General features: G+C 50.7%; 26 protein-coding genes. 18 read left to right on the top strand and 8 right to left on the bottom strand.

Annotated elements, in window-relative coordinates; translation table 11 throughout:
- Positions 1-10 precede the first annotated feature (10 nt).
- A complete protein-coding gene (locus EKO24_RS17615; protein WP_127027754.1) occupies positions 11-793 on the bottom strand; it encodes a helix-turn-helix transcriptional regulator in 783 nt (260 codons plus the stop codon).
- Positions 794-1,157: 364 nt separating this feature from the next.
- On the opposite strand from EKO24_RS17615, the gene EKO24_RS17620 reads away from it, so the two are divergent.
- The 8 genes from EKO24_RS17620 (at position 1,158) to EKO24_RS17655 (ending at position 8,003) form a co-directional block, all read left to right on the top strand.
- A complete protein-coding gene (locus EKO24_RS17620) occupies positions 1,158-1,505 on the top strand; it encodes a hypothetical protein (RefSeq protein WP_127027753.1) in 348 nt (115 codons plus the stop codon).
- A 112-nt stretch (positions 1,506-1,617) separates the two neighbouring features.
- A complete protein-coding gene (locus tag EKO24_RS17625; RefSeq protein ID WP_127027752.1) occupies positions 1,618-2,223 on the top strand; it encodes a Uma2 family endonuclease in 606 nt (201 codons plus the stop codon).
- A 245-nt stretch (positions 2,224-2,468) separates the two neighbouring features.
- Positions 2,469-4,034: a sensor histidine kinase gene (locus EKO24_RS17630; protein WP_127027751.1), complete on the top strand. Its 1,566-nt coding sequence runs from the start codon at positions 2,469-2,471 to the stop codon at positions 4,032-4,034.
- 257 nt (positions 4,035-4,291) lie between these two features.
- The gene (locus EKO24_RS17635; protein ID WP_127027750.1) at positions 4,292-4,867 is read left to right on the top strand and encodes a hypothetical protein; all 576 of its coding nucleotides are present in this window, start codon (positions 4,292-4,294) and stop codon (positions 4,865-4,867) included.
- Between the two features lie 6 nt (positions 4,868-4,873).
- On the top strand, positions 4,874-6,448 hold the full coding sequence (locus EKO24_RS17640) for a sensor histidine kinase (protein ID WP_127027749.1): 1,575 nt from the start codon (positions 4,874-4,876) through the stop codon (positions 6,446-6,448).
- 115 nt (positions 6,449-6,563) lie between these two features.
- Positions 6,564-6,812 carry a type II toxin-antitoxin system Phd/YefM family antitoxin gene (locus tag EKO24_RS17645; protein WP_127027748.1) on the top strand — a complete coding sequence of 83 codons (249 nt, stop codon included), beginning with the start codon at positions 6,564-6,566 and terminating at the stop codon, positions 6,810-6,812.
- Positions 6,809-7,195, top strand: a complete 387-nt coding sequence (locus EKO24_RS17650; protein WP_127027747.1) for a type II toxin-antitoxin system VapC family toxin — start codon at positions 6,809-6,811, stop codon at positions 7,193-7,195. Before EKO24_RS17645 ends, EKO24_RS17650 begins: the two co-directional genes overlap by 4 nt.
- 121 nt (positions 7,196-7,316) lie before the next feature.
- Entirely contained in the window at positions 7,317-8,003 is a 687-nt protein-coding gene (locus tag EKO24_RS17655; RefSeq protein WP_127027801.1) for a response regulator transcription factor, read from the top strand.
- A 57-nt stretch (positions 8,004-8,060) separates the two neighbouring features.
- Here EKO24_RS17655 and EKO24_RS17660 read toward each other — a convergent pair whose 3' ends face one another.
- The 4 genes from EKO24_RS17660 to EKO24_RS17675 all read right to left on the bottom strand — a co-directional run bounded on the left by EKO24_RS17660 (position 8,061) and on the right by EKO24_RS17675 (position 12,026).
- Positions 8,061-8,438: a hypothetical protein gene (locus tag EKO24_RS17660; protein ID WP_127027746.1), complete on the bottom strand. Its 378-nt coding sequence runs from the start codon at positions 8,436-8,438 to the stop codon at positions 8,061-8,063.
- 540 nt (positions 8,439-8,978) lie between these two features.
- The gene (locus EKO24_RS17665) at positions 8,979-9,950 is read right to left on the bottom strand and encodes a cation diffusion facilitator family transporter (RefSeq protein ID WP_143733251.1); all 972 of its coding nucleotides are present in this window, start codon (positions 9,948-9,950) and stop codon (positions 8,979-8,981) included.
- 243 nt (positions 9,951-10,193) lie between these two features.
- A complete protein-coding gene (locus EKO24_RS17670; RefSeq protein ID WP_241674621.1) occupies positions 10,194-11,327 on the bottom strand; it encodes a DUF1207 domain-containing protein in 1,134 nt (377 codons plus the stop codon).
- 264 nt (positions 11,328-11,591) lie between these two features.
- Positions 11,592-12,026, bottom strand: coding sequence for a GlcG/HbpS family heme-binding protein (locus EKO24_RS17675; RefSeq protein WP_127027744.1), 435 nt, complete (start codon positions 12,024-12,026; stop codon positions 11,592-11,594).
- 375 nt (positions 12,027-12,401) lie between these two features.
- On the opposite strand from EKO24_RS17675, the gene EKO24_RS17680 reads away from it, so the two are divergent.
- The 3 genes from EKO24_RS17680 (at position 12,402) to EKO24_RS17690 (ending at position 15,593) form a co-directional block, all read left to right on the top strand.
- Positions 12,402-12,794: a four-helix bundle copper-binding protein gene (locus tag EKO24_RS17680; RefSeq protein ID WP_241674622.1), complete on the top strand. Its 393-nt coding sequence runs from the start codon at positions 12,402-12,404 to the stop codon at positions 12,792-12,794.
- Positions 12,751-14,148 (top strand): PQQ-dependent sugar dehydrogenase, encoded by a 1,398-nt coding sequence (locus EKO24_RS17685; RefSeq protein ID WP_241674626.1) that lies wholly within the window; start codon positions 12,751-12,753, stop codon positions 14,146-14,148. The genes EKO24_RS17680 and EKO24_RS17685 overlap by 44 nt, the downstream gene beginning before the upstream one ends.
- 134 nt (positions 14,149-14,282) lie before the next feature.
- Positions 14,283-15,593 (top strand): YihY/virulence factor BrkB family protein, encoded by a 1,311-nt coding sequence (locus EKO24_RS17690; RefSeq protein ID WP_127027742.1) that lies wholly within the window; start codon positions 14,283-14,285, stop codon positions 15,591-15,593.
- 212 nt (positions 15,594-15,805) lie between these two features.
- Here the strand turns inward: EKO24_RS17690 and smbP are convergent, their stop codons facing one another.
- The 3 genes from smbP to EKO24_RS17705 form a co-directional block, all read right to left on the bottom strand.
- Complete coding sequence (gene smbP / locus EKO24_RS17695; RefSeq protein ID WP_127027741.1) at positions 15,806-16,141, bottom strand: small metal-binding protein SmbP; 336 nt, start codon at positions 16,139-16,141, stop codon at positions 15,806-15,808.
- Between the two features lie 531 nt (positions 16,142-16,672).
- Positions 16,673-17,254 (bottom strand): YcbK family protein, encoded by a 582-nt coding sequence (locus EKO24_RS17700; RefSeq protein ID WP_127027740.1) that lies wholly within the window; start codon positions 17,252-17,254, stop codon positions 16,673-16,675.
- A gap of 45 nt (positions 17,255-17,299) precedes the next feature.
- Positions 17,300-18,169 carry an SDR family oxidoreductase gene (locus EKO24_RS17705; RefSeq protein WP_127027739.1) on the bottom strand — a complete coding sequence of 290 codons (870 nt, stop codon included), beginning with the start codon at positions 18,167-18,169 and terminating at the stop codon, positions 17,300-17,302.
- Between the two features lie 453 nt (positions 18,170-18,622).
- Between EKO24_RS17705 and EKO24_RS17710 the strand changes: the two genes are divergently transcribed.
- From EKO24_RS17710 to EKO24_RS17735, 7 genes are all read left to right on the top strand, one after another.
- Positions 18,623-18,835, top strand: coding sequence for a ChaB family protein (locus EKO24_RS17710; protein ID WP_127027738.1), 213 nt, complete (start codon positions 18,623-18,625; stop codon positions 18,833-18,835).
- Positions 18,836-19,290: 455 nt separating this feature from the next.
- The gene (locus EKO24_RS23670) at positions 19,291-19,683 is read left to right on the top strand and encodes a KGG domain-containing protein (protein WP_127027737.1); all 393 of its coding nucleotides are present in this window, start codon (positions 19,291-19,293) and stop codon (positions 19,681-19,683) included.
- Positions 19,684-20,014: 331 nt separating this feature from the next.
- Positions 20,015-21,361, top strand: coding sequence for a TIGR03118 family protein (locus EKO24_RS17720; protein WP_127027736.1), 1,347 nt, complete (start codon positions 20,015-20,017; stop codon positions 21,359-21,361).
- A gap of 213 nt (positions 21,362-21,574) precedes the next feature.
- On the top strand, positions 21,575-22,012 hold the full coding sequence (locus tag EKO24_RS17725) for a PRC-barrel domain-containing protein (RefSeq protein WP_127027735.1): 438 nt from the start codon (positions 21,575-21,577) through the stop codon (positions 22,010-22,012).
- Between the two features lie 724 nt (positions 22,013-22,736).
- Entirely contained in the window at positions 22,737-22,910 is a 174-nt protein-coding gene (locus EKO24_RS22435; RefSeq protein WP_154671602.1) for a hypothetical protein, read from the top strand.
- A gap of 22 nt (positions 22,911-22,932) precedes the next feature.
- A complete protein-coding gene (locus tag EKO24_RS17730) occupies positions 22,933-23,382 on the top strand; it encodes a BON domain-containing protein (RefSeq protein WP_127027734.1) in 450 nt (149 codons plus the stop codon).
- Between the two features lie 20 nt (positions 23,383-23,402).
- Positions 23,403-23,924: a hypothetical protein gene (locus EKO24_RS17735; RefSeq protein ID WP_127027733.1), complete on the top strand. Its 522-nt coding sequence runs from the start codon at positions 23,403-23,405 to the stop codon at positions 23,922-23,924.
- The last annotated feature ends 236 nt before the right edge of the window (positions 23,925-24,160 follow it).

The following is a 24,160-nucleotide window of genomic DNA, read 5'->3' on the forward strand; positions in this document are numbered from 1 at the left end:
AGCTACTGAATTAAAAGATAATCAGTTTGCTGCGTATCGCATGAGCTACTGCCTGCGGCAGCGTTTTTGCTTGCAGTTTGCGTTTGGCGTTCTCGAGATGGAAGATGACGGTGGCTTCGGCGACGCCTAACGTTTCGGCAATTTCCCAAGCGACCTTGCCCGCCGCTGCCCACGTCAGGCATTCTTTTTCACGGGACGATAAGGAAGCCTCCCCTTCCGATGACTTCATGCCATTGATTCGGCAAATGGTGTCGTGCATTTGCGTCGCAATCAGCTGCGACAGGGTTGCCAACGCGGGCAGCCGGACTTTAAGATCAGGATCAGTTTCAGAAAACGCGACTTTGAATATTGAAAAACACGAGGGCGTGTGCACAGGCACAATAATACCGCAGCTGATTTCATGCGAGTCGAGTAACGAATATAAAATTTGTTCTTCCCGGGTCGCTTTCTTCCGCTGAAAATCCAAGCCGAACGCAATCGGCAAGCACTGGTGCCGTATTTGAGAAGAAATGGTATCGATAACAATGGCGTTGGATTCCAGATAGGCTTGGGTATATCGATCGAGATTTTCCGAATGGGCGTAATACGAAGCTTTTTCAGAAGAATAATTCGGCAAAAATAACTGTCCGAGTACATCGGCTCCCTGATTTTTCTGCAAACAATCCATTGCTTCATGGATTTGATGGTGTGAACTGGCGTTGGCTAAAGCATTTAAAATGGTATTGAGATCGTCTATCGCGGAGCAATCCAGGCGAGTACAAGGAATGGGTTGATATTTTGCCGCTGTTTTCATAGTGTCTCTCTTCACCCATCAGCCATGATATATGCCGAAGCTCATGTTATCTGGTTTGCCGGCCCTAGTGGCTTAAACGCTCTCTGCCCTGTTCAAACACCACTTCTTGCCAATGAACACTACTCTTCAAAAATAGCCTCGTCGGGTACCGCCGTGCGTACCCTACAGGGTTAGTAGCAGGAGCAGATTGGTTTGAATTTGTATCGTCCGAATTTTTCTTAAGTTTATTTTCAATCAAATTCATTCGGGTTATGCTCTGCGCCAATGTCGATGGGATTGAAAACTAAATAAACTTATAACTGTAAGCATAAACTTACAGTTATAGGTAATAATACCTAGTTCCACCCAACCGGTAAAATGCTTATTGTTAATATTTGACTTTCGCAACCCTAGCCAAAGCGGTGCTTTGGGCGACTTGATGCGTAGCATCGGCGTCAATCGGCTGCACAGTAATGTACAGGACCATTACCCGATGGATAACCGGATCTATCGCAACGCCGCCGACGGCAAGACCAAAAACGACCATTTCAAGGACATGCCGGTCAACGCCGTTGCCGACAAAGCCTTTAAAGCGAAGACAGTGTTGTTCAGCAGCTGGTATGCCTCTTGGGAAAACCTGAAGCTGGCTCATTCGCTCAAGCAAACCTTTTACACGCCCCTAAAAAGCAACCGCTTGGTCTGCCTCAATAAATCGGAACCGTTTCCCTTTTAGACCGTCGGCTATATGCAGCACGGTCGCTCCAGGTTCTTAAGCCTTAACAGGTCATTGGCAACAACCAAATACCGCTATAATGAAAATACGACAACTATTTGGGAGAAACGACATGTTAGCCGTAAAAGATACCGGACTCATCAGCCCGGAAGACTATTTGAAAGGCGAACCGCTTAGCGAAGTCAAGCATGAATTGATCGATGGCCATGTTTATGCGATGGCCGGAGCCAGCGCCAATCACGAAAGAATATCGGTGAATGTTTTAAGAAAATTTGGTAATCATTTAGAAAACACGCCTTGCGAACCTTTCGGTTCGGACATGAAGGTCAGGGTCGGTTCGAACTTCTTTTATCCCGATGCGACTGTCGATTGCCATTTCGACGATTCGGAACCCTATTTCACCGAGACCCCTATCATTATTGTCGAGGTCTTATCGAGATCGACGCGCAGAACGGACGAAACCGTCAAGCTGATGTCCTATATCAATATTCCCACTCTGCAAGAATATGTGCTGATCCAACAGGATTTCGCGGATATTCAAGTCATACGCAGAAGCGAGGGCTGGTTGCCGAAGCATTATTTTCTCGGCGATGAAATTACTTTCGAATCGATTGGCTTAACCTTGCCTGTCGAGGACATTTATTACCGGGTACAAAACGACGATGTGGTTGAATTTCTCAACAATAAAGCCGAAGCCGGGGAACAGGCGCCTGAATAGTCGCTATACGTTAACGCCAGTCATAGATTGTAAAGTTTCAAAGAGAAAACAATCGATCAACCCGCAACATGGTCAGCGATAGTTTAGTTGTGTGTATAATAGCCGCCGTTGAGTCAGGCTTGCCGGCAAATGTATCGTAGCTGTAATCGGGTTTTATAATGCCCGAAGCGGCTCCCGTTGCGGCGCGGCATCATGGATGGGTTATTGGCGAAAGGACCACTTTTAACAATTACACACGGAGATCCATGAAGGAGCCTATCCCCAATTCTGTTCCGGGTATTTCCGGAAAACCGGATTTATCGAAGCTTTGGTCAAAACCGGCAGAACGCTTGTTTGCGCTATGCGACCGGATAAAATTCAAAAATATTCTTTCGTTAAAATCGCTTATCGCTCTTGGTTTTGTGATTGCGGTTATTCCGCTTTTTTTAGCCGTGATGTATGCGGCTTTCGGCATGCGCGAAACCTCGGCATTGGGCAGAACCATCAATTCCGAAGTTTTTGAACAAACCAAGGCGATACGCCTGGTTTTGCAAAAAACCGGCGATATTGAACGCAAAGCCAGGCTGTTTGTTTTACTGTCCGATCCGGCCGTGCGCCAACCTTATGAGCAACAATCCTATGAAAGCACCCGCGCATCGTTCAAGCAAGCGTTGAACGCCCTTCTAAAGCTGCATATCGACAACAAAATCGCTTTGCTGGTCAACGAGCTGTCGGAGAAAGAGGAGCTGATTTACCAGCAGATCATCGGCTCGGCCGGCGAGAATAACCTGAAGTTGCCGGTCGACGAAGCGTTTCAGGGCTTGCGCGAATCCTCCTCCAGCCTGTCGCGCGAATTCGAGAGCTACGTCGATCATGAATTCAACGAATTGCGCAATCAGTCCGAGTCGCTTGAACAAGGGTTGTTGATCAAAGGCGGAGCGCTGTTAGTTATTTCGTTTATTTTTATCGCGGTATTGCTGGCGATACTTTCGCGCTCGATGCGCCAGTTGGACGCCGGCATCCGCCGTCTGGGCTCGGGCGAACTCGACGAAGCAATCGATATTACCGGCCCTTCGGACCTGCGCTACCTGGGCAACCGTCTCGAATGGCTGCGTACGCATTTGATGGAGCTGGAAGTTTCGAAGCAGCAGTTCATGCTTAACGTGGCCCGCGAAATCGACCTGCCGTTGGCAAGCATCCGCGAAGGCGCCGAACTTCTCGCCGTCGTGCCGGATCAGCAATCAAGCGATACACGGCACGACATCGCCAAACAGTTATGCAGTAATGTCGACAAGCTGAAAACCGTGTCCGAGGAATTGCTTCGTTACAGCCAGATCAACTCGAAACAGGAAGCTAACCGCAAGCAAACCGTCAATATGAAATCCTTGCTGGAAGCGGTCATTGAGGATTTTCAAGTCCATCTGCAAAGCAAGTCGATCAGTGTAAAAAAACTGGTCAGGCCGGTTGAGATTTCCGGCGTCCAAGACCAGCTACGCAGCATTATCGAGCAGTTGATGTCGAACGCGGTCAAATATTCGCCGACCGGCGGCGAAATACGGATCATGCTTCGCGATTCGGGCGCGCAATTGGAACTGGAAGTCGAAGACGAAGGTCCCGGCATTGAACCCGATGAACGCTTGCATGTGTTCGAGCCCTTTTTCCGCGGCAAGATTGCCGAATCCGAAGATGCTATCGAAGGCCCGGGCCTGGGGCTTGCGATTGTCAAGGAATATGTCGTCAACCATCAAGGCAAGGTCGATATTATCGACTCAAGGCAAGATCAACACGGAGCCCGCGTCCGCGTTCAGATTCCGCTAAGCGGGAAGGCTTAAAATTAGGGGTCAGTGCGTAAAAAAGTACTGTCGTTTCCACGTAGCGTGTCGTCACTAGTTCTCGCTCCCACGCGCTGCGTGGGAATGCGATATAGGACGCGCTGCGTCCTATTAAGATAGCCTGCATATCGACGCATTGCTCCCGGCTCGCGGCGCAGCGCGCCTTGACTGCATTCCCACGCAGCGTATGGGAACGAGACATTTGATTCTTATCTGTACGCTATTAATTACACTCAAAACATAAAACCAATAAACCTATGCTGTCATTTTTTTCTATTCGCAATACCGGCTTGATGCTTGGCGTCTTGCTGTTAACAGGATGCGCCGAGTTCAACTCCGGTTGGAACGGCTACTCATCCACTTATAACGATCCCTATGCGCAATCGGATTTTGACGAACTGCTGGCTTTCGGGGCCAATATGTCCAGAATATCGCCGTCAGCGCGCACCGATGTCTGCCGTACTTTATTGAAACGGCAAAAAAGCCCTCCGGGCCCAGGCATACACCTGCACTTGATGGTAGGCCGCCTGCTGTCCGATAGCTGCGGCGACATCCCCAGAATCCTCGATGGCGTCAGTTCCATCCCGCCGGTGAACCTGTCCGATGAACGGATGCAACGGCTGGTCGCGATTCATGCCGAAGCGTTAAAACGCCTGCAAAACGTGTCGAGAAAAGTTGGCTCGCTGGAGCACAAACAAAAATCGGTCCAGTCGGTGCTGGAATCGAAAGATACCGGCGGCTCGAAAAAGGATGAAACCCGCCTGCTGCGGGAAAAACTGGAAGCGATCCGCTCAATGGAAAAACACCTGGACGAAAGCGGCGACGCAAACTAAGCCTGCATGTTCCGTTTCCGCTTGGCGATCGTGATCGTCGTATCGTTTTGCTTTGTGCTGTTTTTAGGCATCGCGCTGTATTGGGGCGCGAACCAGGTGGCAGGGCATTTTCAGCGCAGCCAAATGGCGTACGACGCTTTCGACCATTATGAAAAGTTATCCCAGGAAGCTTATCGCCACTTCAAACAGCGGATGGATAGACAAATCACGGACAGCCCGGCCGCGGATACCGGCGTCGAATCGTCCAAACAGCGTCTTTACGAGGCGATGCAGGAACTGAGGAACACCGCTGTCGCGGAAAGTCACGGCGAAGATCGCCAGGATAAGTCCGCCGAGCTGGAACGAGTCGCGCATTTCACCGCCTTCCTGGATGCCGGCGAATACCGCTTCGATGAAGTCGAACGTCTACGTCAGCAGGGTAAAAACGAATTGGCCGTGAAAGCGTTGTCAAAATTCTCCGAAGAAGAAATCGACGGAAAATTCCAGCCGCTGATCGATGCGGCGATCGATGCGGAACGGGAAAAAGCCGGCAAAGCCAAGCAGGAAATGGAGGATTTGGTCGCGCAGTCGCGCTGGGTCGCGATCCTGGCTTCGTTGATCGCGGCGATATTCAGCCTGTTATCCGGCGCATTGCTGTTTCGCGGCGTCAAAAAACCGATTGAAGCGTTGATGAAAGGCACCGATGAAATCGCCTCCGGCAACCTGGATTACCGTATTGCGCTGGATACCGGCGATGAATTCGGCTATCTCGCCAGCCATTTCAATCAAATGGCGCAGGAACTGGAGCTTCAGCAAAATAAACTGCGCGAAGGCCGCCTGGTGCTGGAGAAACGAGTCGCCGAACGCACTGTCGAGCTGCATCAATTAAACGAAGAATTGAAACGCATGGACAACGAGCGCCGGGAGTTTCTGGCCGACATCAGCCACGAGCTGCGCACGCCGATTACCGTCATTCGCGGCGAGGCGGAAGTGACGTTGCGCGGCAAGGACCGGGAAACCGAAGAGTATAAGGATGCTTTGCACCGTATCGTCGAGCTGTCGATGCAGTTGGGAAAATACGTCAACGATTTATTGTTCCTGGCCCGGGCGGAAACCGCGAACCTCCAGTTCGAATGGGAGCGGCTGGATTTGGTCGAACTGCTGTCCGCGGCCGTCGAGAATTTTCAGGTCATGGCCGAGGAAGAATCGATGTCGGTCTCGCTGGATGCGCCTGAAGGGCCGGTCTGGGTGCGCGGCGACAAGCAACGGCTTCGGCAAGTGTTATTCATCCTCGGCGACAACGCCTGCCGATACTCGAATCCCGGCGGCCGTATTGCGGTCGCCTTGCAGGTGGACGGCGGCATCGCAAGCTTCAGCCTCAGCGATCAAGGCATCGGCATACCGGAGGAAGATTTGGAACGCATTTTCGACCGTCATTTCCGCAGCAAAAATGCGTTGGCCTCGCGGGACGACGGCAAAGGCCTGGGCTTGCCGATGGCCAAATCTATCCTGAAAGCGCACGGCGGCAGCATCACCGCAGCCAGCAGTGAAAATTCGGGTTCGACGTTTACGGTCGTGCTGCCGCTGGTTTCGCCGGATTAAACTCCCCTACTGGTTCGGGATAAAAGCTCTTTACTAGCCAAAGCGGAGCGGTAAATATTCATGCTTGATTTGCGCAGTTAGCCAGACTAGACTAAAAATTTTCATGGAGAAGGCAATGCAAACTGTCAATATGTTACAAGCCAAGTCCTCTTTGTCTCGCTTAGTAGAGGCCATTGAGCAAGGGCAAGAACGTGAAATCGTGATTGCCCGGAATGGCCGCCCGGTTGCCAAATTGGTCCCGCTGGAGACTGCATCAACCGGACAGCGGATTGGCGTCGCGAAAGGCTTGTTCGTGGTGCCGGACAACATCGATACGCATAACGACGAAGTGGCTCGGTTATTTATCGGCGAGGCCTCGTCTTGAATCTGCTGCTGGATACTCATGTTGCGCTATGGGCCATTACGGATAACCCCAAACTGCCGCAAAGGGCGCGCGATTTAATTACGTCACGCAAAACGAACGTTTGGGTCAGTGCGGCGAATATCTGGGAAATTGCGATTAAGCATGCGCTAGGCCGAGGCGATATGCCGGTTTCCAGCCAAGACGCAATGCGCTATTTTCAGGAATCCGGCTATCGCTTCCTCGCCGTTGAGGCGGAACATGCGATTGCGGTCGAAGAGCTGGCTTCGCATCACCAAGATCCGTTTGACCGCATACTTGTGGCCCAAGCGCTTGTAGAGCCGATGCGCTTAATGACCCATGATCCCTTGGTAGCTCTTTATAGCGACACCATTATCAAGATTTAAAGCTGAGTCGTGCGGCTCGTCCGCTCAACCCCTACTTGGGGATAAAGCTGAGTTGATTTTAATATGCAAATAAAGTCCTCATCACTATAAATTAAATAAAAATCCAATGAATACCGGTTATATGAGAGTTCTGCTAGTAGAAGACGACGATCGCATTGTCGATTTTGTTCACCGGGGACTGAGGGCCGAAGGCTACACTGTCGAAGTGGCCCGTAGCGGCCAGCAGGCCGTGGCGCTGGGCAGTCAAGGCAAGTTTCAAGTCATGATCCTGGACCTTGGCTTGCCTGACATGAACGGCCGGGAGGTTTGCGAACGCTTGCGCAATACCGGCGTCGCCACCCCGATCCTGATGTTGACGGCCAGGGACACCGTGCAGGATAAAGTCACCGGCTTACGCTCAGGCGCCGACGACTATATGACCAAGCCTTTCGCATTCGAAGAGCTGCTGGCCAGGATCGAGGTGCTGATGCGCCGCGGTAACGGCAAGATCAAACCTGAAAAAGAAAGCAAAGAACTGCGCATAGCCGATTTGGTGTTGAACGGCGAAACCCACGAGGTCAAGCGCGGAGAAACATTGATCGACCTGACGCCGAAAGAGTTCTCCTTGCTCGAATGCTTTATGCGCACGCCCGGCAAGGTGCTGAGCCGCACCCGGATACTAGAACAAGTATGGGGCTATAGCGCCGATCCGTTGACCAATGTCGTGGATGTTTATATCCGCCAGTTGAGACGGAAAATCGATGACGATTATGAGTTAAAACTGCTGAAAACCGTCCGTGGCTTCGGCTATAAAATGGATGTATCCTAAAGCTGAGTTGAGCGGCTTACCCGCTCAAACGAAACTTATGGCCTTTGGCCATAAATTTTACAATCTCGACATCACATAAAAAACATGGCCGCCGATTTGCCTGACAATCTCACCGGAATACCGCGGCTTGGTGCCGACATTCCAGCTGTCGGAGTTCCGTACGATGGATTCTTTACCATGCATAACGGATTTAGCTAATGCGGTGTAATGCGATATCAAGCCGCGTGGCGGGGTTAACCGGGACACGCCGCTTAAGTTACAGATTGACTTGCCGGTACGCTTGGCCCGGTTGACTGTTGCCTGCCCTACCGCGACAGCGCCTTCTATGGATTCCCCCCTGGATTCCGCGAAAATAATGTTAGCTAGGCATCCCTCTTCACTGGGTGTAGCCGATACCGGAAACAAGAATGCTAGCGTTAGAATTAAGTTGGTCATCGTGCAATTCCTCTGGGTTAGCTTTGGTTAATCACATGCCAATTTCATTACTATCTATTTCGTTCAGGCATTTTTGGTCTAAAGTTGGATGCTAGACTTTTTATCGTAATCAAGGAATAAGTGCGAATGCGTAGACCTTTGCCCTGCTCTTTTCACTCCCATCTTAACGAGAAAACGTACAATTTATACATAAGCTTTCAACGTAAGCCGAGACACATACGCAAAGACTAACATTTTTGCAGAATGAACAGGGAACACGGATGACACGGATATGACGGATTTACACAGATTTTCTCGTTATTATTCAATAGGTTATTTTTAAGCACAGAGCTTCCGCTTTATCCGTGTCGATCAGTCGAATCCGTGTCATCCGTGTGCCATTTTTTAACGCTCCCGGCTTAAATGGATAACCTAATAAATAGCCAACACATTGTTATTATCAGGCTTTATCAACTTTCTAAAATTAAACGTTTTTTGAATAAGACGGGAGTAGGTTGATCGACTATATAACCGCTGCTTTTTGAGATTCTAAAACCAGTGCTAGTGAATATGTCCGGCAGTAATTGAAGGATACAACGCACAGGAATGATTGGTCGTTCCCTGCTCGACTTGCAACGTGCAATGATGGACAAGAAAACGATCCTTGAGCGTCTGCACGATGGCGTCAATAAACGCATCGCCGGGATAACCGTCAGGCATGACCAGATGAACCGTTAACGCACTCTCGGTCGTGCTCATGCCCCAGATGTGCAGATCATGAATGCCGGCCACGCCGGGGCATTCGCGCAGATAATTTTCCAACGCGGCCACGTCGATATGCGCCGGAACGGCAATCAACGCCAGTTGTACGGATTCGCGCAGCAATTCCCAAGTGCTGACGACAATGACGGCCACGATCACCAGACTGATCACCGGATCGAGCCAGAACCAGCCGGTAAAAACCATAGCGATACCGGTAATCACTACGCCCAGCGATACCGCCGCATCAGCCGCCATATGAAGATAAGCGCCGCGCACATTCAAATCGCTTTTGCTGCCCTTAACGAACAACCATGCCGATAGTCCATTGACGACGATACCGACAGTTGCGACCCATGTAACCATTAATCCCGCGACCGCCGGCGGCTGCGAGAAACGATGAACGGCTTCCAGCGCAATAGCTCCGGACGCGACCAGCAGGAACATCGCGTTCGCCAACGCGGCCATGATCGAGGTGCTGCGCAGACCGTAAGTGTAACGCTCGCTCGGCGCCCTGCGGGAAAGGATCGAAGCCCCCCAGGCCAATACCAGGCCAAGGATGTCGGACAAGTTGTGCCCGGCGTCGGCCATCAGCGCCGTCGAATTGGCAATAAAGCCGTAGCTGAACTCCATCAGCACAAAGGCCGAGTTCAGAACGATGGCTAAAACGAAAGCGCGGCCTTGCTTATGGGTATGATCGTGATGCCGATGACCGTGACTATGCGAGTGTCCGGCGTGATCGTGAGAATGATTATGTTGGTGGTTTTTTGCCATCGGTCTGCCCCCGTGAGCCATTTGCAGAATTGGCTTAATTATTATTCTAACGGAGCGATAATGGCAAGTTGCCGCGCGGAGCTACTCACCGCGCCGCTTAAGAAACAGGCCGATAGACAGACCTTCCAGGTTTTGCAAACCTGGAAGGTCTAACTCGCGCAACGAAGCAGCATAAAGCTTAGTTGGCGTAACTCTCTATTTTTCGTGGCTTTCGCGCTTTTCGTGAACAATGCGTAACATCCGCTAAAAAAGATAATGCGCACCCAAACCGAAATATTCCACTTTTTCCTTATAAAACTGCCCGCTTGGCGAATAACCGTTATAGTATTCAGCCATCAATTGCAGCTTGCGGCTTAATACCTGCAAGCTTTCAAACTCAACGCCCGCCCTGGCCGATACGTCGTAATTCCAACGGTTTTCTTCATGGTTTTTGATGTCGACTGCCGCAATCGGCCGCATTTTTGCCAATTCCACGCGCCAAGGGCTTCGAAATTCAACGCCGTATTGCGCCGACCATATCTTCAGCGCCGAAGGTTCCCGGTCGAATAGCCCGGCTCCGCCGCCGTACAAACGTATGCCGTAAGGAAATTCATAAGAAAGTTTTAAGTCTACGCCCTCATAACTAAGATTCACGCGCTCGAATTTCGTACCGATCTTGCGCAACAGAAACTCATCGCCCAGATGCGAGCTCTGGTGATAAATACGGCCAAAAGCCGAGAATTGATCGACTCGCAAACTTGAATAAAGCGCAGCAATAAAATCGGTATTGACCAAGTCGCTTGATGGCGCGTCCAGATTGAAATCGCTAAAGACCCCGCCCTGAAGCCCGGCCTCCCATTGCACAGTGGACTGCCCGAAATTATCCCGATAAATCGGTATTGTTTCGCCGAAACTCACCGAGGCTATATCCCTGCCGTCGAAATTTTTGCTTTGGAAATTACGATACGCAGCCGAGAAATGCGTCCAACGCGGGTCCGCCAATAAAGGCTTAAACAAGTGGCCTATCGGTAGAAGTCCTGTCGGCAAAATAACCGGTTCATTCGACGGCAGCGCCTGGACGGCACTGGCTTGGGCGGACGTTGACGAGCCGTATATCAACTGCTGATCGGTATCCTCGGAAATTTTTACCGCATTGACGCCGGGAATTTCGGCTAATAACTGTGCCGCTTTGGCGCGGTCGCCGGCGTTTAAATTACGTCCCGACAAATTAATCGCGCCATTCCGTACCACTAACGAGGCTTTATCAATCTTTAAACCATGCTTTAGCGCGGCCGCCGCGTAGCCGGCAATATACGCATCGTCCGCCGTTGTCGCATGAGCAATCGCCGCGGGCAACAGCATGACACCCAGGGCAATCATAAACCGTAAAGTAGCCATTATTTATCCTTGATAGTGTTTAGAAACTCACTAAGAAATGTAACGGCAAGGTCAGGCGCTGTCTGTACGCTAGCGAACATATAAGTGGCGGTTATCCGTTAGACGCACGTCCCCTGGAACCCGTCACTACGATCAAGATTAGCGTTGTAGCCCGCGACATCTACACAGCGATTGAAGAACTGTAGCGGCATCATCGCGGGCGCAGCCGCTCCTACGGAATATCGATATGCTTTTCGTAAGCCCTATTTTTTTAACGAAAATTCTCTAGGTCCGCCACGGATGCTTCGGATGGTCGATGACACCGGCGACCGCGACGCCGACCTTCGCAATCTGATAGTCGTTTGCCACGGTGCCGCCGCTGACGCCTATCGCGCCGATCAATACGCCGTACTCGTCTATGATCGGCAGGCCGCCGGGGAATGTGATCAAGCCGTTATTGGAATGCTCTATGCTGTAAAGCTGGCCGTTCGGCTGGGATAACTTGCCCAGCTCGCCTGACGGCATCGCAAACAAACAGGCGGTTTTAGCTTTCTTGATCGCCACATCGATACTGCCGACCCAGGCATCGTCCATACGCCGGAAAGCTTTCAGGTTCGCGCCGGAATCCACTATAGCGATGCAACTCGGCGTTTCGGTTTCTTTGGCTTTATTAACGGCGGCATTGATCATTTTTTCCGCTTGCTCATAAGTCACATGCATGTCATTGCTCCTTGATTTATCAAGTAATTTACCTAAAATTTTCCAATATTTCGGAGTGCAAACTCTGCTTGCAAAGCAGGCGTAACCTGCACTCCGCCTTTAAAGAAACAGTCTAAACTTAATATTCAGCTACTTATCCGGTTGAATAAACTCGATTTCATCGCATTTACCAAACTCGATCGGTACGCAAGCCCACATAAGCTTGTACAAGCTATAAACCTTATTCCGCCTATCTGTGCGATACCGTACCGACCCATCGCCGCTTTTGCAGTTAAAGTACGAACCAAGGTCTTAATACGACCCCAGTCTCGCTGCCCAGCTTGATGCGGGGCCGAGGTTTTTTAACTGTCACTTTTCCTGCTTTAGGAGAATCTCATGACTCAGCAAACTCATACCGAAACATCAATGCGCCCTGAGCAATCCATACACGCGATGCAGCATTCGATGCAATCTTGCATAGAAGATTGCATGAATTGCCATCAAGTTTGCCTGCAAACGGCAATGAATTACTGCCTGAATACCGGCGGCAAGCATGTTGAACCGGAACATTTCCGCCTGATGATGAACTGCGCCGAAATCTGCCAAACGTCTGCCAACTTCATGCTAAGCAATTCCCGCTTTCATATGCGCACTTGCGCGGTCTGCGCCGAAATCTGCGAAGCCTGCGCCGCGGATTGCCGTCAGATCGGCGGTATGGACGAATGCGTGCAAGCCTGTCAAAACTGTGCGGAAAGTTGCCGACAAATGGCCTCCGGCACTCAGCATTAAGCGGGTGCAGGACTCCATACCGATGAAATCGCAACGCTCACTGTTATTCACTGTCATCGCGATGGCTCTGGCCTCCTGCGGCGACGTCGCACAATTGCCGGTAACAGCGGGCGTTGGACCTCATCCCCAGTTGCCGCCTCCGAACCCGACCTGGATTCCGACCGTAAACATTGCTCCGGCTGTAGGCTGGCCTGAAAACAGAAAGCCGATGGCCGCACCGGGCATCAACGTCAATGCTTTTGCGGCCGGACTCGATCACCCGCGCTGGCTTTACGTGCTGCCGAACGGCGACGTATTGGTCGCAGAAACGAATGCACCGCCAAAGCCCGAGGATAGTAAAGGCATGAAAGGCTGGTTCATGAAGCAGGTCATGAAGGATGTCGGTGCAAGCGTGCCCAGCGCTAATCGCATCACGTTGCTGCGCGATAGCGATGGCGACGGCGTAGCGGAAACGCGGACAACGTTTATTGAAGGATTGAATTCGCCGTTCGGCATGACGCTGGTCGGCAACGATTTTTATGTCGCCAATACCGATGCGTTGGTGAAATTTCCTTATCGCGACGGCGAAACGCGGATTACCGGGCCCGGAACCAAAGTCGTGGACCTGCCGGGAGGCCCGATCAATCATCACTGGACCAAGAACGTTATCGCCAGCCCGGACGGATCGCGGCTGTACGTCACGGTCGGCTCGAACAGTAACGTTGCCGAAAACGGCATCGATAACGAAACCGGCCGCGCCGCTATCTGGGAAGTCGACCCGAAACTCGGCACTCACCGTATTTACGCGAGCGGCCTGCGCAATCCCAACGGCCTCGCCTGGGAACCGAATAGCGGAGCGCTTTGGACGGTCATCAACGAGCGCGACGAACTCGGCGGCGACCTAGTTCCCGATTACCTGACTTCGGTGCCCGACAACAGCTTCTTCGGCTGGCCCTATAGTTATTACGGACAACACCTGGACGAGCGTGTGCAGCCGCAGCGCCCCGATCTGGTGGCTTCGGCAAAAGTGCCGGATTATGCTCTCGGAGCGCATACCGCCTGTCTCGGTTTGGTTTTTTCAAAAAATAATGTCTGGCCGGCGCCTTTCAATAACGGTGTTTTTGTCGGCCAGCACGGTTCGTGGAATCGCAAACCGCGCAGCGGCTATCAAGTCGTCTTTGTTCCATTCAAAGGCAGCCGACCTTTCGGCGAGCCGATCAACGTGTTGACCGGCTTCGTCAGCGCCGACGGCAATGCGTTCGGGCGTCCGGTCGGCGTCGCGCTGGACAAAAAAGCCGCGTTGCTGGTCGCAGACGATGTCGGCAACAGCATCTGGCGCGTCGTCCCGTCAATCGCCGTTAAGGCTGCCAAGTAAAACTGGCCGTCGCGCTGAATTAGACCTTCCAGGTTTTCAAAACCTGGAAGGTCTGTCTATCGGCCTGTTTCTCTTCCAACGTCAACTCAGTAGAATGGCTTCCAAACAACACTTTGATGGCATAGGATCAGGCTGTGGAACTCAATATAAGCAATTCTATTAAGAAATATATATGGGGTTTACGCGACGACAAACTGCCGCCGTTTAAAGAAAAAGCCATTAAATCGCTGAAAATACTCGTCCTGTCCGCCCAAGGCTTCTCCCGGGATTTATGCTCGCTTAGGGCCTCCGCATTAACGCTTTATACCTTGTTATCGATAGTGCCTGTCATCGCGATGCTGTTCGGTATCGCCAAAGGTTTCGGTCTTGAAAAAATGCTGAAGCAACGCTTGCTCGAACAAATTCCAAACCAGGAAACGATGGTATTGAAATTAATCGGTTTTGCGCAAAACCTGCTCGATAACGCACAAGGCGAGGTTGTCGCCGGGACCGGTATCGTCATCCTGTTTTGGACCATTATTAATGTGATTAGCGACATAGAACAATCGTTTAACTACATTTGGAAAGTCTCTCAAGACAGATCGTTAAGCCGTAAATTCAGCGATTATTTATCGCTGATGTTATTAGCCCCTATTGTATTAATCGTTTCCGGCAGTATTACGGTCTTTCTTAAAACGCAGCTGACTTGGCTGGTCAATATTCTTTACCTGCCTGCTATTGGCGAATGGTTCGTTATCAGGGCACTCAGCTTATTACCTTTGCTACTGATGACCGGGTTATTTGCTTTTATATTTATTTTCATGCCCAACCGTAAAATCAATTACCAAGCCGGCATCATCGCCGGTCTTGTCACCGCTATCATGTATACGCTGACGCAATGGGCTTATTTGAGTTTGCAGATCGGCGTATCGTCCTATAACGCCATTTACGGCAGCTTTGCGGCATTGCCGCTGTTTGTTGTTTGGCTGCAAGTCGGCTGGATGATTACCTTATTCGGTTGCGAGATAGCGTTTTTCACCCAGAACTTTGAGAATTACCAAGAGGATAGCGACTTCTCCAACTTGAGTTTTTCGCTGAAAAAAATCATTGCGCTGCAAGTGATTCATTTGATCGTCAAGAATTTCATTCCTTTGAATAATCCGTTAACAGCCGCCCAAATAGCCGCAAAACTGGCCATGCCGATCGCCATTGTGCAATCGGTTCTATTAATGTTAATCGCGAGCCGGATCGTTATTGAGCTGAAAAACCGTGAGGAATATGAAGTCTATCAACCGGCCGCCGATGTCAACAAGCTGACTATCGCTTATGTGATTAATGCATTGGAGCAGTGCGGGCAAAATCAATTGCCGGGCCTGAATCAAGATCAACTGTTTTCGAATGCAGTCAACGATTTCAAGAAGCTAATCGAAAGCTCCGGCCAAGACCGCTTATTAAAAGACATCTGATCGTTTGGGCGTTTCAAAATCGCTGGCTTTTACCCTGGCGGGCGGTGTTTGCCTGTTGATCACGATCGCCGCGCTGATGTTGCGAAAACCTTTGGCCGACCATGTTCATTCGTAAATGGCTTTGCTCCGGAATATCTCAGCAAACAAATAGATCGCTTATTAGGATAAGCTGATAAATCTTTTTATCGTTTTGACAATGCAAAGTAATAATATTATTTTTCGCTGTTTTTAATATGTCCTACAGCTGCTCGCGCATGTCTGGTAGCGGTACCTACATGGCCCGACTCGCTCTGGGAAATAGCTTCTTCCAGATCCTCGGCCGCCGATTCCAAATGGCTTTTCGACACGCCTTGCGCTTTTAAGGAAGCGGCAAGCACATGTTCCAACGCAATTTTTGCATGTTCGAGTAAAACAGAGGTATGTCCGTTCTTGCCGTAAATTGTAGCTGCTGTCGCATGTTCCAGCGCTACGTCAATATGATGATCATCGGCAAAAGCAGTGACATTTACCAAAAACAATCCTATAAATAAAAGTGCTAATTTTTTCATGATCCACTTACCCTACGTTATGTTTGCGTTTGTCTATTAAGAGCTTATCGATAAATAATATTGCTCTTATTTTGCCGCTTAATTTCTCGTAAGGCAATGAAGGGAAACAGCAAGCGTAAACAAGCCGAAATAACTACGCTTCATTTTTTTCATATCTGATCAAGCGCTTTCCGGAGCATTTCTTCGTTAGTTAGCGATGTTGCGCATTGTCCACGAAAGACGCGAAAAAATATCAGCCGTCGATTTTTCGCCGGCAGTGTCTATCCGGTTCTTTATTTCTTTATTAAATGTCCTTCCTGTCCGGAACGTTGCCGGTTAGACCTTCCAGGTTTTGAAAACCTGGAAGGTCTGTCTAGTATTTTCGTGCTTTTCGCGGACGCTGGTTTTTTATTATCTGTATGCGTTAACAAAGGAATAGGCTAATTTCCAATCACGACGGATTTGAATCGGGCCTGTCAGTCTTGAACAGTTATCTCAGATTCAAAACCGGTATGTCCGATTTCATAAATTACGCATATTTAAAAATCAACGCTACCAGGACCTGAAATCCCCCGTATCCAAGTGTATAAAATCGGCACGTTTGTAATAACCGACTCCGCCGCGGCGCATCGCTAATGCGGCGTTCCTGAGCTTTCGCGTCGCGACGCCTTTCACATGAAAATCGACGGCCCGGCCTTGCATGTGCAGGCTGTGTCTTGCGGTGCACCGGCACATATGGCGTAATGCGGCATTCGTGCCTGGAGAACGGTAACCTGAAGACAAATAGAACGGCTGGTTGATTCTGAGCATCAATTTCAGGTCATACAGCTGGTCCAGCAAAGCCGGATCGATCGGATGCACATCGTCGGTATGATAATCGCGCAGCAGGTAACTGATTTCCTGCAGCGCCTCGTCAATATAATGCCCTTGTTCGAAATACGTTAACTTTAGTCTTTCGCCGGTATGGACATGTTGCAAGGCAAGCGTTTTGCTCGAAAGGATTGTGCCGGCTTCGGCCTTCGCGACCGCTGACCCGCCCAGCGTCAACAGGGAGCCATATCCTAGCAGCTTCAAAAAACCGCGCCTTGACGAGCTAAACCTGTCCGCGTCGTCATGTTTTATAGTGCTATTCATATCGGACGGCATAACGTGCATTCATCTCATCGGTTTTTTCGGCGGCTAACCGTTGACTACGGTGCCTCCATTCGGATGGAGGATCTGTCCTGAGATATAAGAGGCATCGTCCGAGGCTAAAAAAACATAGCAATTGGCGACTTCTTCGGGCTGGCCCGGCCGCTTCATCGGCACGTCGCCGCCGAAAGCCTCAACTTTTCCGGGCGGAAACGTCGACGGAATAAGCGGTGTCCAGATAGGCCCGGGAGCAACGCCGTTAACCCTGATCTTTTTTTCGGCCAACGCAACGGACAAGGAGCGGGTAAAGCCGACAATCGCGCCCTTGGTGGACGAATAATCGAGTAATTTCGGACTGCCTTTATAAGCCGTGACCGACGCGGTGTTGATAATCGTACTGCCCGCTTGCAGGTATCTCAGCGCGGCTTTAGTCAAGTAGAACATCGCAAAGATATTGGTGCGAAAGGTCTTTTCCAGCTGCCCGGCGCTGATGTCTTCAATACTTTCTTGAGGATGCTGTTCGGCCGCATTGTTGACAAGGCAATCCAATCGGCCTAATTCACTGGCGGCTTGCTCAACCGCTTCGCGGCAAAACGCTTCGTTGCCGATGTCTCCGGCAATCGGCAGGCATTGGCGGCCGTATTCATTCACTAAGCGCCTGGTTTCTTCCGCATCTTCATGTTCATTGAGGTAAACAATCGCCGAATCGGCGCCTTCTTTTGCAAAAGCCACTGCAACGGCGCGGCCGATGCCGGAATCGCCGCCGGTAATTAAGGCGACTTTGCCGTTAAGCTTGCCGGAACCTTGGTAATTAGGATCGTGGAATTGAGGCCTGGGATTCATATCTTTTTCAAGTCCCGGCTGCCGCTGCTGGTGTTGACGCGGATTCGGTGGGCTGGGATGTTCTATATCGGCCATAACGCCTCCTTCATTATTCAAAAATGGAACACGGATGACACGGATCAGGCGGATTTAACACGGATCGTTGCTATCTAGTTTATAAGTTCACCTCGTTCCCACGCGCTGCGCTCGTCGTTATACTCATCTCGACATAGGCTGGAAATCTGTTGCTCCGTTGAGCGTTGCGCGAATTTGTCCTGTGCTCGGTGCGGCAAACGGGAAAAACACCGTTCGTACGTAACATCAGTCAATCATACGAAGAACTACCGCTTCGCATTCATTCAGGTTGGGTCGATGTACTGTTGCCTCGGAAAATCCACTTTGGTTAGTAAATTACTGGCTTAGCGAAATTTTTTCTGTACGACAACGTACCGAGTAGCGACTTTGTTTTTCTGTATCCGGGCGCACGGACTTCGGCAAGCTTATTGCCTACTATGATTGTAAAACTTGCCATTCGCTTGGAGGTGGAGCATGCCTTATCGAGACATAAACGACTTGCCCCAAAACGTGACCGAACATTTACCCAAACACGCGCAGGAAATTTACCTGGCGGCTTTCAACAATGCCTGGGATGAATACGGCCACGAAGAAGAACGGGCGCATCGGGTGGCGTGGAGCGCGGTCAAAAAAAAGTATCAAAAAGACGAAAGCAGCGGTCAATGGAAAGCTATCGACAAAGCTTGAATATTGCCGGCGAGTAACAAAGAGAACACGGCGCCACGGTTTTTTTACGGATTGACACGGATAGGAAGTCAGCCCTGTAAAAATCCGTGCCAATCCGTTGCATCCGCATCATCCGTCGACTACAAGGACAGCTATTTGCTCCTCGGCAACGGCTCCTGCATTGACCGCCAAGGATGGTGGAAATGCCGCAAGATTGTAGGGAGCAATTGCCGAGCTCCCACTTTAAGATCATTAGCATCTGCCTATTGATGCCACTTAAGTTAGATTAAGCCTCAATTATATGCATTTTAAATGCATTTTTCCTGCCATCTATGTGTGATTGCGTACAGAAATAACCGGCTCTTTCGTCATATTCTTGAATCACTTCTTTAAATACAAAAGAAGCCATGCTTTTTGTCTAATTCCACAGAAGGCACTCATTTGATATTTAAATCGAAATGTTTGAGGTGATGATCATGGAACAGCAAAAACAGTCCCATAGCGGTGAAAAATCTTCCACCAAAAATCGAGGTTTCGCTTCAATGGATGAAGACAAGCAACGGGAAATTGCCAGTAAAGGAGGGCGCGCCGCCCATGAAAAAGGCACTGCCCACGAATTTACTTCAGAAGAAGCCAGGGAAGCCGGTCATAAAGGCGGTCAAGCTGCTCATCAAAAAGGCACGGCTCACGAGTTTACTCCGGAAGAAGCCAGGGAAGCCGGCCGTAAAGGCGGCCAAGCCGCTCATCAAAAAGGTACGGCCCATGAATTTACTCCGGAAGAAGCCAGAGAAGCCGGCCGAAAGGGAGGCCACGCCTCTCACGGCAAAGGCTCCTCAGAAGAATCCGGAGAAGGCCGCAAGAAGAAGTAGCTCAGGTGAGCACAGACAACGCTCTTAAAAAAGCACTTTATAACTCCACCTTAACCGGGAGTTCGTCTCCCCTTGCCAAACCAGTGAGGGGCGACGGTTTTAACTGAGGCGCCGACACCCAACAATTCCTGTTGAGCACTAGTCCCGAATAGCCGGCGTCCAGGCGGGCTCGATTAGTCTATCCCGGCCACAGACCGGACTTCGGCATACGCTTAATTTAACGGCCGATACCTGACAGGATGGCAACGAGCGAGTCGTCCCTATATGAGAAAGGGGTATCACTCTCTGCAACCGGTGTCCCCGCTCTCATTCACTTTAAGGAGCTGCGGAAATGAAAAAACATCCTATAACAGACACACCCCGTCTTTACATACTGTTGTTAGTCATACTGGCTTTTACAGGATTGAAAGCTCATGCCGCAGGGAATTTTTATCAGCAGCACAATCTGGTAGCCAACCTTTCCGGCAACGCCGACGTTACCGATGCCAATCTGGTTAATCCGTGGGGAATCGCATTCAATCCTTTCGGACCGGTCTGGGTGGCCGATAACGGCTCCGGAGTTTCCACGTTGTATAACGGTACCGGCACCCAAAACTCCCTAATCGTTCAAATCCCGTCGCCGGGAGCGCCTAACGGTGGACATCCCACCGGCATTGTATTCAACGGCTCGACTGAATTTACAGTTTCCGCAACAGGCGGCACGTCCGCCTCCAGCCGCTTCATTTTCGCGACCGAAGAGGGCGCCATCGCCGGCTGGGCGCCGACTGTAGACCAGACTCACGCAATTATAGTCGTCGACAACTCGGCTTCGAGCGGCGCAATATACAAAGGCCTAGCCCTAAGCGCGAACGGTACCGGCAACCTGCTTTACGCGACCGACTTCCATAACAACAAGGTCGATGTCTTCGATAGTGCGTTCAAGCCGGTGACGCTGACAACAGGCGCGTTTACCGATCCCAATATTCCCGCCGGCTTCGCACCGTTCGGCATACAAGCCATTGGCGGCAATCTTTATGTCTCCTATGCAAAGCAAGACGATAACAAGGAGGACGATGTCAAAGGCAACGGCCTTGGCTTTGTAAATGTATTCGACCCCAGCGGCAAACTGATCAAGCGCGTCGTATCGCAAGGCAGGCTGAATGCACCGTGGGGGATGGCGTTGGCGCCCGCGGGTTTTGGCAAGTTTGGCAACCATCTTCTGATCGGCAACTTCGGCGACGGCTTTATTAACGCCTACGATCCAGCCACCGGGCAATTTGCCGGCCAGCTGACCAGTGCCAACGGCAACCCGGTAAAGATCGACGGCTTGTGGGGATTGGCTTTCGGCAACGGCTTTGCGAATCAACCGGTCAACACGCTCTTCTTTTCCGCCGGTCCCAACAATGAGCAGAACGGCCTTTACGGACGTATCGAGGCGCAAGACAGCCAGTCCTCAACCGAATGCCTGTTTAATTGGGCTGAAAGCATCTTCTCGGGTCTTTTTGCTCCAGCCGGCTCCTCCACTATTGTCGGACCGGTTTACAGTTACCGTTTCTATTCGGCGACTCGCACTTACCTGGCCGTTTCCTCGCAGAACAATCATCTTTATTACTTCGATCCCTCCGGCAATAGACAAGATGCCGGGCCGGTTTCGGGCTGGTTGTCCCAGGCGGGTTGCGATAGGGTCAATGCAGGATAATGATTTATAGCAAATCCGGTTAATTCGCCGGTTTATCTGCGATGATCTTACATTGTCCTAATCTATGTGCTTTAGCGTACCGACGCTATGCCGCTTCAAGCGTATTGTTTCTTTATGAGCGAGAAAACCCTCATTCATGCACTGGTAACCGGGCTGTCGATGACAAAACGATCGTAACAGCCCATCCCTCATTATTTTTGACAGGAGATAGATATGAACTTTGAAGAACGCGATACCTACGGGATGTACAAACGTCATGCCGGCGAAAGCGAAGGGCCCGGTCCCCGGCTGATGGGCGCCAACACGCTGATGGGAAATGACGTTTACAACGAAAAAGAGGAAGATTTGGGAGACATAAAGGAAATCATGTTGGATATGACCAACGGCCAAGTGGCTTATGCGGTGCTGTCTTTCGGCGGTTTCCTCGGCATGGGCGAACGACTGTTCGCTGTGCCCTGGGACGCATTAAAGCTCGATACCGAAAACAAACGCTTCATATTGAACGTAGACAAAGCGCGACTTGAGAATGCGCCGGGATTCGACAAAGACCACTGGCCCGATATGGCAGACCAGACCTGGAAGGATGAGATCCAATCTTTCTATGAAACCGGCCGCTCCGCTGAACAACAAGGTCAGCAAACCCACCACTAAAGCAGGTGGCCGGTAAACGTATTTGTAGCGATGGGGAAACTGCGGTTTTGGCCTTGGCGCCCGGGAAATTGGCGCTAGCTACCATAGGGTCACGGCCGTGCTTTTTGTGCCCGATACTGGACAACAGTCGACTATCGGGCACAAAAAGGCTTTTTTCGAAATTGATTTTAGACAAAATGACTCTCGAAAAAATCTTAGTCTACGAAACGTCGTAAGACGGATAAGCGTAGCGCATCCATCGTTCATATATTTATCGTCCACGAAAGACACGAAAAAAAGAGGCCCGAAGAACAATCCGCAGCTTACGCTGGTTCCCCAGCTGGAGCTTGGGAACCAGCACGCAAATCCGTGTAAACCAGCCCTATACCCAGTTTCGTTTGAGCAGGCAAGCGGCTCAACTCAGCTTTATCCGTACCATTCGTGTTCTATTCTGAGTAGTTACCTATTTTCGTGCTTTTCGCGCCTTTCGTGGACAACGCTTTTTATGCTCGGCATGCGCAACATCCAGCCGGCTGCCGGATTTTGTCAATCAGTGTGCGACACCGTACCGACCGAGCTTGATTTTACCGATAAGCTCGTTGCCAAGTCGTTATCACAGCATTTTTATTTATTCGCGTCACGCTAATCGATAAGGCTACAGCGTCAAGGTTCTCCGTATTCATCACGGATGAACAGCCCGAACGCGATAACGGCATCAACTGTCATCCTGGACAGGAGATTTGTCATGACAAAACATCGAGTTAGGAATAGCGCAAGTTTGTCCCGCATTCACAAAACCGGCGCTCATTCCCCCTTTTCGTCCGTCGCAATCACGCCGTGGGCAAAACCGCGTGGCAGAGGCATTCCATTGGCAAAAACGGCTTTACCGTTTGCCGAAAATACCGATACCCACATTTAACATTTTCGCAAAGGAGACCATCATGCAAACTTTAGGTAATAACATCGGCAAGAAGTTCGCCCTATCGAAGCTATTAGGATTATTCACTTTTATTTTGACGGCCGGGTTGGGGCTGGCAAGCGGCAGCGTCAGGGCCGAACAACACATCATCCCGGCGCCGCTCGCGGCGAATACGGGAGCCGAAGATACCGAACGCAACGTTCGCGATCGCGACGACAAGACCCTCACGCCTGAAAATCAACCGGAATCCCGTCAAGATCTCCACATTACCAAAACGATACGCAAGGCTATTGTGAAACAAAAATCGCTATCGACCGATGCGCATAACGCCAAAATCATTAGCCGTGCCGGCGTAGTGACCCTGCGCGGCCCGGTCGAAAACACCGCGGAAAAAACCAAACTTGAATCAATCGCCAAAAAAATAAAAGGCGTGAAGCAAGTTGATAACCAACTCGAACCTAAAACGCCTTAATCGCAAACCGGAGATGAGCCATGAACAGAGCTGTTTTTTGTATCGCCCCCGATATGGAACAAGCGGAAGATATTGTCAGCCGGTTAAAAACGGCCGGTTTTTCGAATAACGACATTTCCGTGCTGTTTGCCGACAAGACCAGCACCAAAGACTTCGCCCATGAAAAACACACCAAAGCGCCGGAAGGAGCGACGATAGGAGGCGTAGCCGGCATCAGCATCGGTGCCGTGCTGGGCTGGCTGGCAGGTATCGGCAGCCTCGCTATTCCGGGCGTCGGCCCCTTCATTGCCGCGGGTCCGATCATGGCCGCATTGAGCGGCGCGGCCGTCGGCGCCGCAGCCGGCGGTTTGGCCGGCGCGCTGATCGGACTGGGCATTCCGGAATACGAGGCCAAGCGCTATGAAGGCAAAATTCATGGCGGCAGCGCTTTGATTTCAGTTCATGCGGAAAATTCCGACGATATTTCAAGAGCGAAAGACATTTTCGAACAAGCCCATGCGGAGGATATTTCCTCAACCGCTGAAAGCGATGTCAGTGTTTAAACTGATGTTACACCCGTCCACGAAAGGCACGAAAAGCTATTAATCGTAGATTTTGCTCTCGTTCTCACGCGACGCGTGGAACGAGAATAAAGTCAGTGCCGAAGGCATAGATTAAGTCCCGTTTGCCGCGCCGAGCACCTCCGTCGAAAATGACAAATTTGCCTGGAGCAAATTTGAACAGCCATCGGCTGGCCCGCAGGGCGAAAACCATGGAGGTTTTTCGTAGCAGCGCAGGA

It is taken from the genome of Candidatus Methylobacter oryzae (assembly GCF_003994235.2).
GTDB classification, from domain to species: domain Bacteria; phylum Pseudomonadota; class Gammaproteobacteria; order Methylococcales; family Methylomonadaceae; genus Methylobacter_A; species Methylobacter_A oryzae.